The organism is Marinomonas gallaica, assembly GCF_049821165.1.
Lineage (GTDB): Bacteria > Pseudomonadota > Gammaproteobacteria > Pseudomonadales > Marinomonadaceae > Marinomonas > Marinomonas gallaica.
This window is the reverse complement of record NZ_CP187511.1, coordinates 1,306,547-1,320,450: the sequence shown is the minus strand read 5'-3', so window position 1 is coordinate 1,320,450 and position 13,904 is coordinate 1,306,547. Positions and strand designations below refer to the sequence as shown.

Annotated in this window: 14 protein-coding genes; 7 read left to right on the top strand and 7 right to left on the bottom strand. The window is 47.6% G+C overall.

Annotation, left to right across the window (positions count from 1 at the left end; all coding sequences use genetic code 11):
• Window positions 1-47: 47 nt before the first annotated feature.
• Window positions 48-1,022 carry a LysR family transcriptional regulator gene (locus tag ACPUEK_RS06110; RefSeq protein ID WP_425642668.1) on the top strand — a complete coding sequence of 325 codons (975 nt, stop codon included), beginning with the start codon at window positions 48-50 and terminating at the stop codon, window positions 1,020-1,022.
• 263 nt (window positions 1,023-1,285) lie between these two features.
• Entirely contained in the window at window positions 1,286-2,656 is a 1,371-nt protein-coding gene (locus ACPUEK_RS06105; protein ID WP_425642667.1) for a YjiH family protein, read from the top strand.
• Between the two features lie 58 nt (window positions 2,657-2,714).
• Here ACPUEK_RS06105 and ACPUEK_RS06100 read toward each other — a convergent pair whose 3' ends face one another.
• The gene (locus ACPUEK_RS06100; RefSeq protein WP_067217050.1) at window positions 2,715-2,948 is read right to left on the bottom strand and encodes a DUF1653 domain-containing protein; all 234 of its coding nucleotides are present in this window, start codon (window positions 2,946-2,948) and stop codon (window positions 2,715-2,717) included.
• 134 nt (window positions 2,949-3,082) lie between these two features.
• On the opposite strand from ACPUEK_RS06100, the gene ACPUEK_RS06095 reads away from it, so the two are divergent.
• The 4 genes from ACPUEK_RS06095 to astB are packed head-to-tail and all read left to right on the top strand — an operon-like array spanning window position 3,083 to window position 8,060.
• Window positions 3,083-4,096, top strand: coding sequence for an arginine N-succinyltransferase (locus tag ACPUEK_RS06095; protein WP_425642666.1), 1,014 nt, complete (start codon window positions 3,083-3,085; stop codon window positions 4,094-4,096).
• A gap of 52 nt (window positions 4,097-4,148) precedes the next feature.
• Window positions 4,149-5,192: an arginine N-succinyltransferase gene (astA, locus tag ACPUEK_RS06090; protein WP_067031301.1), complete on the top strand. Its 1,044-nt coding sequence runs from the start codon at window positions 4,149-4,151 to the stop codon at window positions 5,190-5,192.
• A 14-nt stretch (window positions 5,193-5,206) separates the two neighbouring features.
• A complete protein-coding gene (gene astD / locus ACPUEK_RS06085; RefSeq protein ID WP_425642665.1) occupies window positions 5,207-6,679 on the top strand; it encodes a succinylglutamate-semialdehyde dehydrogenase in 1,473 nt (490 codons plus the stop codon).
• A 31-nt stretch (window positions 6,680-6,710) separates the two neighbouring features.
• Window positions 6,711-8,060, top strand: coding sequence for an N-succinylarginine dihydrolase (gene astB, locus ACPUEK_RS06080; RefSeq protein ID WP_425642664.1), 1,350 nt, complete (start codon window positions 6,711-6,713; stop codon window positions 8,058-8,060).
• A gap of 90 nt (window positions 8,061-8,150) precedes the next feature.
• On the opposite strand, the gene ACPUEK_RS06075 is transcribed toward astB, so the two are convergent.
• The 6 genes from ACPUEK_RS06075 to cbiB all read right to left on the bottom strand — a co-directional run bounded on the left by ACPUEK_RS06075 (window position 8,151) and on the right by cbiB (window position 12,264).
• A complete protein-coding gene (locus tag ACPUEK_RS06075; RefSeq protein ID WP_425642663.1) occupies window positions 8,151-8,483 on the bottom strand; it encodes a DUF1904 family protein in 333 nt (110 codons plus the stop codon).
• 38 nt (window positions 8,484-8,521) lie between these two features.
• Entirely contained in the window at window positions 8,522-8,923 is a 402-nt protein-coding gene (locus ACPUEK_RS06070; protein WP_425642662.1) for a DUF2914 domain-containing protein, read from the bottom strand.
• A 183-nt stretch (window positions 8,924-9,106) separates the two neighbouring features.
• Window positions 9,107-9,604: a xanthine phosphoribosyltransferase gene (gpt, locus tag ACPUEK_RS06065; RefSeq protein WP_067031315.1), complete on the bottom strand. Its 498-nt coding sequence runs from the start codon at window positions 9,602-9,604 to the stop codon at window positions 9,107-9,109.
• Between the two features lie 146 nt (window positions 9,605-9,750).
• Window positions 9,751-10,272, bottom strand: a complete 522-nt coding sequence (gene cobU, locus ACPUEK_RS06060) for a bifunctional adenosylcobinamide kinase/adenosylcobinamide-phosphate guanylyltransferase (RefSeq protein WP_067217034.1) — start codon at window positions 10,270-10,272, stop codon at window positions 9,751-9,753.
• Window positions 10,269-11,309 (bottom strand): aminotransferase class I/II-fold pyridoxal phosphate-dependent enzyme, encoded by a 1,041-nt coding sequence (locus ACPUEK_RS06055; RefSeq protein WP_425642661.1) that lies wholly within the window; start codon window positions 11,307-11,309, stop codon window positions 10,269-10,271. Before ACPUEK_RS06055 ends, cobU begins: the two co-directional genes overlap by 4 nt.
• Window positions 11,310-11,313: 4 nt before the next feature.
• On the bottom strand, window positions 11,314-12,264 hold the full coding sequence (cbiB, locus tag ACPUEK_RS06050; protein WP_425642660.1) for an adenosylcobinamide-phosphate synthase CbiB: 951 nt from the start codon (window positions 12,262-12,264) through the stop codon (window positions 11,314-11,316).
• Between the two features lie 101 nt (window positions 12,265-12,365).
• Here cbiB and ACPUEK_RS06045 point away from each other — a divergent pair, with 101 nt between their 5' ends.
• Window positions 12,366-13,850, top strand: a complete 1,485-nt coding sequence (locus ACPUEK_RS06045) for a cobyric acid synthase (protein WP_425642659.1) — start codon at window positions 12,366-12,368, stop codon at window positions 13,848-13,850.
• Window positions 13,851-13,904 lie beyond the last annotated feature (54 nt).

The following is a 13,904-nucleotide window of genomic DNA, read 5'->3' as shown; positions in this document are numbered from 1 at the left end:
CACAAATACCTCGACCCAATTTGGGTCGAGGTAAAATGGATAGAACTATGCAAATAGATGATTTACTGAAACTCGACATCAAACTGCTGGTGTCTTTTGAAATCATATTGGAAGAATGCAGCGTTTCGCGTGCAGCGGAACGTTTAGGGGTCACTCAACCGGCCCTGAGCAAATCATTGCAGCGCCTACGTGATCTCTTTAAAGACCCACTTTTTACACGCCAAGCTTATGGCCTGAGCCCTACGTCACGTGCCTACGAATTACATGAGCAAATAACGCCGATTCTTGGCTCTATGTCGAATTTACTTCAGCCAAGCCATTTCGACCAAAGTACGTTAAAGCGCCGCTTTAGTATCAAAGCAGATGAAGAATTACTGCTGACATTTATCGAGCCTCTGCTGGCGTTGTTGCATTATCAAGCGCCTAATATTCGCCTAACCAGCAGCAGCTGGAGTGACAATGGCTACGATGACCTAATGAATGGCGTTGACCTAGGTATCGTTAACGCCGAATCTACGCCCAATAATATTCGCAGTAAAATGATCGGCAGTATGGACGCCTGCGTTATTTTAAGTGAAGCGCATCCGCTTTACTTCCAAGACGAAGTCACCCTCAAAGAACTGCTCGCTCACAAAACAGTGGTCTTCAATATCCATAATTTCCAAAGCGCGACCACCAGCGTTACGATTGAAAAGCTGGAGCAGCTCGGCTATGTGATTGAACCGAAAATTGAGACCGACAGTATTGCAGTTACCATAGAAGCGGTAAAACGTGGCATGGCTTTGATTGGCTCGGCACAACTGGGGGAATTGTTTAGCAACATCTCTTCCTGTCGACAAAATTATACGTCAATAAAAGTGTTACCTTTACCGGCTGATGCCGTGGCCGCTGACCCTTATAACGGTCGTCACCCGGTGCAGATTTGTTGGCATGAACGCTATGATAAAGATCCCGCTCATCGTTGGTTTCGTGAGCAAATTATCAATTTTATGCAGTCTTCACCGTGGGTGTACGAAAGCTAAGTTCACCATCGAATAGCTGCACATACTGTTTCATTTACCAATGCCATAGAGCAAGTAGGCTCTGTGGCATTGCTTTATGTATACCAACCTTTCAGAGAAATACGTTCATCAAGTCGACACCCCTACTTTCTCTATTTCGTAAATGCGACCAAAACTAACGAAATCAGTCCTACATATTGGCAACCAAATTGCCATCAAGGTTCGAAAAGCTAGTATAGCGCGACAAATAAGAAAAATGACATTTAAGGAAAAGGACAAGATTCATGCCTAACCAAGCTCATTCCATCGATCAAGGGGCGCAAACGAGCCGACGCAGTCTTTGGAAATTTATAGTGCCGTCTATTTTAGGCCTACTTTTATTTATGACGCCTGTCGCCTACAAAGATGGCGTCACCATCCCAATAGCTGTGCTCGCAGGGGAATTTAAAGCGCTATTAGGCAATGAAGCCCCGTTGATTGTCACAATACTGATATGCATTACTGCTGTACTGTCGTTTATAACCACGCTGTATAAACCACTACACAATAAGCCCCTTCTAACGACCCTATTTTTGACCAGCTACCCTTGGTTGTTGCTGCGTATTTTAGGTGCAGTGTTTGCCATCATGACACTGAATGCCGTTGGGCCGGCCATGATTTGGCACGAATATACTGGCGGTTTAGTACTACAAGAACTCATGCCAACACTACTGTCTGTATTTTTATTCGCTGGGTTACTGCTGCCACTTTTATTAGATTTCGGATTGTTAGAGTTAACCGGTAGTCTGATGAGTAAGATCATGCGGCCATTGTTTAATTTACCCGGACGCTCCTCTATCGACTGTACTACGTCGTGGCTCGGAGACGGCACCGTTGGCGTCATGTTGACCAGCCAACAATATGAAAAGAACCTATACACCCAACGTGAAGCGGCCGTAATTGCGACTACATTTTCAGCGGTATCAATCAGTTTTGCGCTTGTTGTGATTGCACAAGTGGAATTGGAGCATTTATTCATTCCGTTTTACTTTGCCGTTTCACTGGCAGGTTTTGTGGCAGCCCTAATTATTCCCCGTTTGCCACCTTTACGCTGGAAAACCAATCAATATCATAATGGCACCACCGCAGAGCCTTGTGAATTGTCTAGCAAGCCACTGAAAGAGTTGTTCTCTCTGGGGATCAAACAAGCCATTCAGCGAGCGGAAAGCAGCCGTGGTGCAAAAGCCGTGTTAGCGGACGGCGCGAAAAATGCTGCTGAGATGGTGTTCTGTGTATTGCCCGTAGTGATGGCCATCGGAACACTTGCTTTAGTCGTCGCTGAAAACACCAGCCTCTTCAGTATCCTTGGTCAGCCTTTTGTACCACTGCTAGAATTACTGGCCGTGCCAGAAGCCGTCAAAGCCTCAGAAACCTTAGTGGTGGGTTTTGCTGATATGTTTATTCCTTCGATCATGGCGGCCTCCATCGAAAGCGAGATGACACGCTTTATCATCGCTGCGGTGTCAATTACCCAGCTGATCTATTTGTCCGAAATCGGGGCGCTGATTCTTGGCAGTAAAATTCCAGTCAACCTTATTGAGATGTTCTTTATCTTTATTATGCGCACTGTCATCACCTTGCCAATCATTGCGGGTGTCGCCCATCTGATTTTCTAACGTTTGCTACGTGCTTATCTCATAACAAAGGGCCACATGATGTGGCCCTTTGTTATGGTCATTTCTCAATTTTAGCTCTGATCCAATCGAATCGTGGTATTGTTTCACCTTCAATTTCAACACTTTCTAAAAACATGCTTTTCGGTCGCACCCACCAACCATGATCCCCATAAAGAGCTTGATACACCACAAGCTCCTCATCTGTTTCACTGTGTCGCGCCACACGCTCTACCCAATATTCAGCCCCTTTGTAATGACGGTACACACCCGATTTGATCGTTGCTTTTTTCATGATTTACCTAAATTCGACTCGAAATGTCTCAGTTTTTGAATGCTAGGTCGCAATTACGAAACTTCGTATCTGTTACCTTTGAACACCTTTAACGATAATAAATCTATTGTCCGCTTATACAAAAGGAGCGTCTAGTGTATTTAGTTCGACCAGCAGATTTTCCAGATTTACCGGCGCTAGAACGCTTAGCCCGCGATGCAGGTATCGGTATCACCAACTTTCCTGCCAATCGCGAACGTCTCAACGATAAAATTGCAACGTCACGTCGCTCGTTTAATACTGACGTCGTTCAACCTGGCAGCGAGTTTTATCTGTTTGTTATGGAGCAACAAGACACTCATGAAATCGTAGGAACGTGTTCCATCGATGCCATGGTTGGCGTAGACGCGCCCTTCTACAGTTATCGCATTGATGAAGTCGTACATGCCTCGCCACAATTACAGATCCATAACCGCGTCCCCGCGTTACATTTATGTCACGATTACAGCGGCACGACGCGTTTAAATTCTTTAGTGCTAGACCGTAAGCATCAAACCGATGAAAACTTCGCCTTACTTTCACGTGCGCGCTTACTGTTTATTGCTCAACATCCAGATCGCTTTACCCCCAAGCTTTTCGCCGAGATTCGCGGTGAAAGCGACCACAAGGGCTACTCGCCTTTTTGGGAAGCACTGGGACGTCATTTTTTTAGTATGGATTTTAAAAAAGCCGACTACTTATCGGGCATTAGCAACAAACATTTTATCGCCGAGCTTATGCCCCGTTATCCGATCTATGTCCCTACGTTGCCCGAAGATGCGCAGGATTGTATTGGTGTCATCCATGAAGGATCTGAAAAAATCGCCAATATTCTGTTAGACGAAGGTTTTGCCTTTCGTGATTACGTCGACATATTCGATGCAGGGCCCAGCATTGAGGCCAGAGCACAAGATATTCGTACCATCGCCAATCAACGCCATGGTAAAGCGCTCTTCGATGCTCAATTAGAGCAGACTGAAGCCTACCTTATTGCCGCAGGCCATTTGGAAGATTTTCGTGTTGCCTGCGCACCAGGTCAAGCTCAAGTAGCGGGCCTGGTACTCCACAATGACCTACAAGAACGTCTAAGAATTCATTCCGGTAGTCTCATTCAGTGGTCTAAACTTTAAATGATAGAGGCGTGACAGCGCCCTGTAAGCAGTATTAAGAGGAACATCGCTTATGATGGTTATTCGAACAATTAAGCCCGACGATTTAGAAGAACTCTACCGCTTAGCCGCTCTCACGGGTGTTGGCTTCACATCGCTGGTCGCCGATGAAGACGTGCTCAAGCGTAAAATTGATCTATCAGTGCGCTCTTTTGAAAAAGAAACCATTGAGGCGCCTACCGAAGAATCGTACTTGTTTGTACTGGAAGATACCGACACTGGCACTATCGTTGGTACATCGGGGTTGTTGGCTGCGGTGGGACTAGACGAACCTTTCTACAGTTATCACTTAGGCACCATTACGCACTCCTCTCGCGAGCTGGGCATTCATAACATGCACCCAACGTTAATTTTAAATAACGACTATACTGGCTTCAGTGAGGTATGTACCTTGTTCTTGCAAGACGACTACCGCCACTCGCGTAATGGACAACTATTGTCTAAATGCCGTTTTATGTTTCTGGCACAATTTCCAGAACGCTTCACGGAAAAAATCTTTGCAGAAATGCGTGGCGTGTGCGACGAAAACGGCCGCTCTCCATTATGGGAAAGCTTGGGGCGTCAATTCTTTTCCATCGATTTTGAACGCGCAGACGAATTGACCGCACAAGGCAATAAACAATTTATCGCCGAGCTGATGCCCAACAACCCTGTTTACGTGAACTTGCTGCCACCTGATGCACGTGAAGTACTGGGACAAGTACATACCAGTACGGCACCTGCACGCCGACTGCTAGAGCAAGAAGGTTTTCGCTTTGAAAATTACGTCGATATTTTCGACGGTGGCCCAACACTAGAAGCACGTGTAGAAGACCTGCGGGCCGTACGTGATAGCCGTTTAGTCTTAGCCACCATTGGTCAGCCTAAAAATAGCGGCGAAGGCCTTCACTATTTAGTTTCCAATGCCAAGCTGGATAACTTTCGCTGCATTCTGATTCAACGCGCAACACCGCCAGGAAGCGGCTTAGTGCTTAGCCAAGAAGAAGCCGATGCACTGCTCATTTCTCACAAAGAGCCGATTCGTTTAGTCGAATTGCTGCCCCATACACGCCATTGAACGAAGGAGTTTTTATGAAACAACAACTGTATATTAATCAAGCATGGCTTGAGGGAAGCGGCCCAACGTTTCAATCCATCGACCCTGCTGATGGCAGCATTGTATGGCACGGCAACAGCGCATCGTCTGAACAAGTTGATCAGGCCATTGAAAGTGCTCGCGTAGCGTTTCCGGCATGGGCGAATCGTCCACTAGAGGAACGTTTAGCCATTATTGATCGCTTCGCAGAACTGGTAAAAGAGAATACTGAAGACATTGCCACACTGATCAGTCGTGAAACGGGTAAGCCTATTTGGGAGACTCGTACAGAAGTTGCCGCCATGATTGGCAAAGTCGGTATATCCAAACAAGCTTACAATGAACGGACAGGCACAAAGTCGAATGATATGCCCGGTGCCAAAGCCGTATTACGCCATCGACCACACGGCGTTGTCGCCGTATTCGGCCCCTATAATTTTCCAGCGCACTTACCCAACGGCCACATTGTGCCTGCCCTAATTGCAGGCAATACGCTGGTCTTTAAGCCCAGTGAACTGGCCCCTGCCGTCTCTGATTTCGTGTTTCAACTTTGGCAACAAGCAGGCATTCCTGCAGGCGTTTTAAACCTTGTCCAAGGCGAGCGTGACACCGGTGTTGCATTGGCGAATCACGATGGCATTGATGGCTTATTCTTTACTGGCAGCCCAGATGTAGGGCATGTTTTACACAAACAATTCTCAGGCCACCCAGGGAAAATATTAGCCCTAGAAATGGGCGGCAATAACCCTCTATTGGTGTCTGACAAAACTCAAGATGTTCGTGCTGTTGTCTATGAAATCATCCAATCTGCTTTCTTATCGGCGGGCCAACGTTGTACCTGTGCACGTCGCTTATTACTGCCAACCGGCGCCCATGGGGACGCTATTTTAAACGTACTAACAGAGGCTACGCTGGCGCTTAACGTCGATCGTTTTGATGCGAACCCTCAGCCATTCATGGGCCCAGTGGTATCCGCCAAAGCAGCAGACACTTTGTTTGAAAACTATCTCAAGTTGACGACGCTGGGCGCTAAACCACTGGTACCTATGACACGTGGCGACAGCCATACCGGCTTTGTCACACCAGCGATTATTGATGCTACTGAAATACTCGAACAACTGCCTGACCTTGAATACTTTGGCCCGCTGTTGACGGTCATTCGTTATGACGATTTAGAACAAGCAATGACGATTGCCAACCATACCCGTTTTGGTCTGTCAGCTGGCATTTTGTCTGACGATCGCAGCGAATATGAGTGGTTTTTACAACATTCCCGTGCTGGCATTATTAATTGGAACCGTCAAACAACAGGCGCATCCAGTGCCGCCCCCTTTGGTGGCACCGGAGCAAGCGGTAATCACAGAGCAAGCGCTTACTACGCGGCAGACTACTGCGCTTACCCTGTCGCAAGTATTGAAGTGGACGCTTTGCAGGTGCCGGAAACATTGCCTAACGGTCTCACTCTGTAATCCTATTTTCCAGTCACTCTGAGGTGTCATAATGCATTCTGCTATTGAAGCAAATTTTGATGGTCTGGTCGGCCCAACCCACAATTACAGCGGTTTATCGTTCGGCAATGTCGCATCACAAGTTAATACCGCAAAACCCTCTAATCCGAAAGCCGCGGCCAAGCAAGGCTTAGTAAAAATGAAAGCGTTGGCCGATATGGGATTTGTACAAGGCGTACTGGCTCCCCACGAGCGTCCACACATTCCGACGCTTCGCTCATTAGGTTTTAGTGGAACGGATCAGCAAGTGTTAACCGCTGCGGCAAAGCATGTCCCTAAACTGCTAGCCGCCGTTAGCTCAGCGTCTTGTATGTGGACGGCCAATGCCGCCACGGTATCGCCCAGCGCCGATACAAAAGATGGCCGAGTACATTTCACACCCGCTAACTTAGTGAACAAGTTTCACCGTTCAATCGAACACGTCACAACCGGCGAGATTTTAAAAGCAACGTTTCCTGATCAGCGTTACTTTGCACATCATCCAGCTTTGCCAAGTGTCGAGCACTTCGGCGATGAAGGTGCGGCTAACCATACTCGTTTCTGCTCAAGCTATAATGAGGCCGGTGTCGAATTATTTGTCTATGGTATGTCCGCGTTTAATACCGCCATGCCAAGGCCTCAGCAATTTCCTGCTCGACATACATTAGAAGCGTCTCAAGCGGTCGCTCGGCGTCATGGGTTATCGGAGCAAGGGGCTGTCTTTGTGCAACAAAACCCAGAGGCTATTGATGCGGGGGTGTTCCACAACGATGTGATTGCAGTGGGTAATGGCAACGTTCATTTTTACCATGAACACGCGTTTCTAGACCCGGAGCAGATGAAAGCAGATTTACAGCTTGCTTGGGGTGATCGAACGACTCCGCTCTATTTTGTAGAAGTGCCTAACAGTGCGGTATCGGTGGCAGACTGCGTACAGTCGTATTTATTTAATAGCCAACTGCTCAGCCAACCAAACGGTGATATGACCTTGGTGGTGCCGGGGGAATGCCAAGAGAACGAGAACGTTTGGGCTTATTTAACGGATTTGCTAACGCACAATACGCCCATCAAAGATGTGAAAGTATTCGATTTAAAACAGAGCATGAGTAACGGTGGCGGTCCCGCCTGCCTGCGTTTACGTGTTGCATTAAGCCAACAGGAGCTGGCCGCGGTAAACCCTGCCACGATCATGAATGATCAGCTGTTCGCAACGCTCAACACGTGGGTCGATCAGCATTATCGTGATCAACTAATCGAAGCAGATCTGGCTGACCCAAATCTATTATTAGAGTCTCGCCAAGCACTGGATGAGCTGACTCAGATCCTAAAACTCGGCAGTCTCTATGACTTTCAAAAAGCTTAACGTTGATAACGCCTAAACTTGCGCCACTAAAAAGCCCGCTGGTTTCATTGTGAAATCAGCGGGCTTTCGTTTTAAAGTATGATAAGCCGTTTAGAAATGCTCACCATTCTCGAAATAGTCACTGCCTTTAAGGTCTTGGAACAAGGTGGTGATGTCTTGTCCAGCCTCTATCAGAGGTCGCACTAGGTCATCAATGGCCTGCGCTACTTTGGCTTTCACTTCTGGGCCCCGGTCAAACCAAAGAACCTCAATAAACGGATAGGCTGGCGATGCGCCACCTACGGCCAAATACAACGTTGACTGATATTCTAGTGTGAAGTGTGAATTAGGGGTGTCCGTTAAGTCAGCCAGTGTTTCGACTAACGTATCTGAAATAGACTCTAACTCTTCAAAAGGTAAACCGCGTACGCGAATGTGAGGCATCTGAATCAACCTATCGATATGAATGAATTTTCAGAATGTTACCACTCATCCACATACTCAAACGAGCGGCTTTCAAGGACAACGCCATCTTGCACGATATCAACGCTCCACGTGCCGTCGAATCCGGGCATCAAACGTTTGCTCGACCATACTCGCCAGCGGTCACCACCAATGTCGAATGGCACCTCAGCTTGCACTTCGCCATCAAGTTTCCACAGATGAATCACTTGGCTGCCTTGCATATCACGTAAGTCGGTATAAAAGTAAACCCGCTGAATTTCACCATACTCAACGTTAATAACATCCGCCAATTCATCAATCGGCTCTCTATCCAAAACTTCAGACGCAAATTGCGCACGCGCAACCGTACCTTCAGCCAACGCAGCGGTTGAAAATAACGTAAAGCACAGCAGTAAGCTGCGGAAAAAAGTATGGTGCATAATGATTCCTACACTATCTTGGTAATAGAAACCCTTTATCGTTAGGGCAACCTTTCAAGCTCTATTAATTTAGCTCAAATTTCGCACAAACACGCACTTTTTTCTGTAGCAAATTGCAACGTATTGAACGGGGCAGCAAGTGTATACAAGCTTCCCCCTTCAACTCAAAGCAATTTACACAACTTAGCCTTTTTGACGGTCGGCCAAAGGTGTCGAAAAAGTATACTCCATGTCCCAAGGAAAACGAATCCACGTGTCTTGGCTAACTTCTGTCACAAACGTATCCACTAAAGGCTTGCCCGCTGGCTTGGCATAGACCGTAGCAAAATGAGCTTTCGGCAATAACTTACGAATTTCACGGGCCGTTTTACCGGTATCAACAAGGTCATCGATCAGAATATAACCTTCACCGTCGCCTTCAACACCTTTCAAAATTCGCAAATCACCTTGTACGTTGGCAGTGCCACCTTCATCATTTGAATCATAGCTGACCACACAAATGGTATCGATCAGGCGTATGTCCATTTCTCGACATAGAATGGCCGCAGGCACTAAGCCGCCTCGGGTAATCGCAATGATCCCTTTCCAAGGGCCTTGCTCCAGTAAGCGCCAAGACAACGCGCGCGCATCACGATGCAGTTCGTGCCAAGAGACCGGAAAGTCTTTTGAATAAGGGTTCATTTTTTGCTCCTAAGCTTGTTATTCCAGTTACATACCCCTTAAAAAGGAGATCCAGCAACCACCAGACAGTTATAAGTCGCGCATTTTAGACCAAACGGTTAAAGTTTTTCTATAAAAAGTGTCAGTTATTAACCAGAGCACTCAAACTAATTGGCTTTCAATGTCATTGGCAATCCTGCTGTCACTAACGTGACGTTATCGCATAGCTTGGCCAATTTTTGATTTAACACTCCTATTTCATCACCATAACGACGCGCCAGAGCATTCATTGGCATAATGCCTAATCCTACTTCGGCACTGACTAAAATGATGGGTAAAGGATAGCGAGCCAAGGTTTCTAAAAACTTCTCTCGCTCTTTCGTCAATTGCATTTCATCTTCTGCACACAACAAATTTGTCAGCCAAAGCGAGCAACACTCTACAATGACGGCCGCATCAGGCTGTCGCTTAGCGATATTTTCAAGTGTCGCTGCAAGCTGGATCGGCTCTTCGACGGTTAACCAATGCTGAGGCCGATAGTCACGATGCTGAGCAACACGTTGCGCCATGCCGTCATCCCACACCTGAGAAGTAGCAACATAAACTATCTGTGAACGCTGCTCAGCGATCCAGCGTTCAGCAAACTGACTTTTGCCGCTGCGTACGCCACCTAAGACTAAGTGCTTCATCCCAGCTCCTTTAATTGATGGCCTTGCAATAATCTCACCAACCCAGCGTTTAAATGCTGCATTTCATGCCCTGCTGGTAACGATATTCTGACCCAACCTTGCCCTAATCGAATGTGGATACCAACGCTATGAAGCGCCAAAAATGCTTTATCTGCCTGCGCTTCGTCTAACATCCATGTGTAGAAAAGTGGCGTGTATTGAATCGCTTGCGAATCAAACAGGGTATTAAGCTTAGGTACAATGGTTGCCATAAAGTAGTCATGACGCTCTGCTAACGATTCAAGCGCTTCTGCCTGCCAAGCCTTATCATTGAGCGCTGCGGCAACTAAATGCACCGCTGGGGTCGCGACCGGCCATGGCCCGATAAGAGAACGCGCCGCGGCTTTATATTGGGACTCGCCAAATAACAACCCCACGCGTGCTCCCGCAAGACCAAAGAACTTGCCCACTGAACGCAAGACAAAACACCCTCTAGGCAACGGCTGATTCAACCAGCTGCGCGCCGGTGTGGCATCTAAAAAGGCTTCATCCAGCACTAGGTAACGCTGCGAGTTGATTAACAACGTTTTAAGCTGTTGAGACTCATCATCGCCGAGATACTCCGCGGTCGGGTTATTCGGCTGTACCACCACCGCAATGTCCCAAGCCGTCGACAACAACTCTCCGACCGTATGGTATTCAAGCACGTCATAACCCCACTTACGCCAGCAATACGCATGCTCTTGATAACCCATTTTAGGCACCATTACGGTGCTACCAGCACGTTTTTTTTGTAACAGTGGCGGTAAAATTTCAATGAACTGCTGTGTGCCCGCACCAATAGCAAGAGGAGCCTGACCAAAGTACTCAGTCGCCGCTTCTTCAAGTACAAATTGATCCGGTAACTCATACCATAATTTGCTGCTCAGCGCTGGAATCGGCCAAGGTTCACGATTACAGGCCGACGATAAATCCAACCAATGCTGCGCACCATGTTCTAAACGTTGCCATGCTTCTAAATCCCCGCCGTGTTTGGGCGGCGTTAAATCAAAATTCATAAAATCACATCACTAATACAATCAATAAGGCCCACAACAAGACCCCCTTGTCGACTAAGCGCACCGCCTGATCCAAATCGTTTACAACAGGTTCAGGCCCCTCGCCTAAGACCGGACGCACTTGAATGGCCCCAAAATACACCGCCGAGCCACCCAGCGATACTTGCAGCGCTCCAGCACCTGCGGCCATAACAGGGCCTGCATTTGGGCTTTTCCAGCCACGGCCTTGATGCCAAGCACAATACAGCGCACATTTTACATTGCCCAGAACGGCATAGGTCAGCACCACACATCGCGCAGGTACGTAATTCAAGACGTCATCAACACGTGCTGCACACCAACCAAAATGCAACAGCTGCGGTGTTTTATAACCCCACATAGCATCTAAGGTATTGGATAAGCGATACAACAACGCACCAAACGGACCGAGCAGCACAAACCAAAAAATCGGCGCAAAAATCGCATCGCTGCCATTTTCTAACACTGATTCCATACTCGCCTTGGCTATTTGTGTTTCATTCAGTTCAGAGGTATCTCGGCTTACAATTCGTCCAACAGCTTGGCGCGCAGCGGGTAAATCTTGCTCATGTAATGGCTCTGCGATCGCGATCGCATGTTCACGCAAACTTTGCCAACCAATAGTGAAATACAGCAATACCGTGCCAGCGATCCACTCCAACCAATTAGGAAGCATCCATAAAAGTAACGTTAGTACCATTAACCACGGCAGAACGACAATACTCCACGCAAGCACGCCATGTAGGCGCTGTAACGATTTGCTGGCACCAATAGGCAACTGCCAAGCTAAGCGACAGCGATCAACCCATTGACCAAACCAAATCAGAGGGTGCCAAGATTGGGGTTCACCCAACCAGCGATCCAACAGTAATGCGGCAACCACCGCCAATGCCGTACTGGAGAACATATTTAATACAGCATTAAAAAGAAAATCCATCAGGTTATCCGCCACAGTATTCAATTAACTTTCATTCAGTAAAAGCAACGCTAATGCGTTAAAATCCCCTCCATTGTAATCAATCAAGCGGACAAACCCACATGCGTTTTTTTAATCTTATGGTGCAGGGCACTACTTCAGATGCAGGAAAAAGCACCTTAGTCACCGCCCTATGCCGACTTATGAAAGAGCGCGGCCTGAATGTGGCACCGTTTAAACCGCAAAATATGGCTCTCAACAGCGCTGTGACCGCCGATGGCAAAGAAATTGGCCGTGCACAAGCCGTACAAGCTTACGCCGCCGGCCTCGAACCAAATGTGCACATGAATCCGATTTTGCTTAAACCTAATACCGATATCGGCGCTCAGGTCATTGTGCAAGGTCATTCGGTGGGCAATATGAATGCGGTTGGTTACCATGAGTACAAAACCATCGCCATGAACGCAGCGTTGGACTCTTATCAACACTTAGCCAAGCAATACGACTGCGTCCTAATCGAAGGCGCAGGTAGCCCCGCCGAGATCAACCTACGCGCCCGCGATATTGCCAACATGGGCTTTGCCGAAAGCATCGATTGTCCAGTGATTATCATTGCCGACATCGACAAAGGCGGCGTCTTTGCTCATCTAGTCGGCACATTAGACTTGCTGTCTCAGAGCGAACAAGACCGTGTCATTGGCTTTGTCATTAACCGTTTTCGAGGCGACATTGCTTTGCTGCAATCGGGCCTTGATTGGCTCGAAGAGCGCACGGGTAAACCCGTACTGGGTGTACTACCTTATCTAATGGGGTTTCACTTAGAATCAGAAGACGCGGTTGCTACCAGTCCAGTCAAAGCAACCGCAGACACAAAGCTGAAAGTTGTGATTCCCATTTTGCCTCGCACCAGTAACCATACGGATTGGGACGCGCTACGCTTACACCCCAATGTTCAAGTCACATTAGTAGGCAAAAACATGGCGATCCCCCCAGCGGATCTCGTCATTCTTCCAGGCAGTAAAAGTGTTCAAAGCGACCTCGAGTTTTTACGGCAGCAAGGCTGGGAAGACTATCTAGCGCGACATTTACGCTATGGTGGAAAGCTGCTGGGCATCTGCGGTGGCTTCCAAATGCTGGGCGACACCTTAGAAGACCCACTCGGCATGGAAAACGCCGAACCCAGAAATACCTCAGGACTCGGCTACATTCCCATGCGCACCGAACTGAAAGAAGGCAAACAGCTAAAACAACGCACTGGCTACCTCACATTTGCCAAGAGCGCGACAGTCAAAGGCTATGAGATCCACAGTGGTATTTCGGAATTCAACCAGCCAATACAACACTTCGCTGACCTAGAAAATGGTGAGAAAGAAGGCTATCTATCAAAAGATAGCCTAATAATCGGAACGTACTTACACGGACTGTTCGATGATAAAAATGCACTCAAAGCCCTACTCGACTGGGCCGGTGCGATAGACAGCCAAGACTTCGACTATGAAGCTTACCGCGAGCAAGAAGTCGCGCGACTGGCGAAAAGCTGCGATGAGCACATGGACATAAACCAACTGATAGAACACTGCCGAGCCTTTCAACTCGCTAGCAAGTAGATTATATGTGTGTTTAGTCGCAGATTTTATCTGCGATCTCAGTGTCTAGAAGCG